We start from the raw sequence: 972 nt of genomic DNA on the forward strand, positions 1-972 counted from the left end.
CCCCGAGCCGCGTGATCGCGAGCCCGAGCCGCTGACCAACCAGCACTTCAAGTGGCGCAGGAAGAACGGCCAGCTCGAGGTCAAGATGCTGCTGGACACGGTGACCGGTGCCGCCTACGAGGCGGTGCTCGACCCGCTGGCCAAACCGCGCCCCGACACCGGCGAAGGCCCGGACCAGCGCTCCCTCTCCGAACGCGAAGGCGACGCGTTCGCTGAGCTGATCAACCTGGTGCTGCGCGCCGACCAGCTCCCGGAGCACGGCGGCGAACCGGTCACCCTCACCGTGACGATGGACTACGAGGACCTGGCCGAGCGGGTGGGTCAGGGCATGCTGGACAACGGCGAGCGCGTCCCGGTCGAGCAGGTCCGCCAGTTGGCCTGCAATGCCGGGATCATCCCGCTGGTGCTGGGTGAGAAGTCGCAGCCGATGAACATCGGCCGCAAGGCCCGCTCCTTCACGGCGGGAATCCGCCGGGTCCTGGTCGCCCGAGACCGGGGCTGCGCCTTTCCCGGCTGCTCCCGGCCCCCGAGGCATTGCGATGGCCACCACATCCACCACTGGGCAGACGGCGGCGAGACCTCGGTCGAGAACGCGGTGCTGCTGTGCCGACATCACCACACGCTCATCCATCACAGCGAGTGGGAAGTGAAAATGGCGGCCGGTATCCCGGTCTTCTACGCGCCTGCGTGGCTCGACCCGGACCGCAGGCCGAGACGCAACCTGCTCCACAGGCCGCTCGAACGCGCCAATCGGCTCGCGCGTATTGGTTGACGCCTGCTCGGGCTAACGCCGAAAACGGGCCCGCCCGCTCGCGAGCGCACGCGATGCCGCAGGCGAGCCCCGCATGGCTATCAGCGATGCGAAGCGAGCAGTTCTTAAGGCATTGCAAGCCTGGGAGGCGGTGATGACGTAACCACCGCGCGATTGGGGCTTGACTTTGAGTGCGAGATGCTACCGTTGAAGGGATCGGC

The 972-nt window shown here is 67.9% G+C and carries 1 protein-coding gene; it reads left to right on the top strand.

All coding sequences use genetic code 11. From position 1 onward, the window contains the following. Positions 1-772 (top strand): HNH endonuclease signature motif containing protein (locus UK23_RS41820; RefSeq protein ID WP_045317364.1); only part of this gene is annotated, 772 nt, incomplete at its 5' end. Positions 773-972 lie beyond the last annotated feature (200 nt).

This window comes from Lentzea aerocolonigenes (assembly GCF_000955955.1).
Lineage (GTDB): Bacteria > Actinomycetota > Actinomycetes > Mycobacteriales > Pseudonocardiaceae > Lentzea > Lentzea aerocolonigenes_A.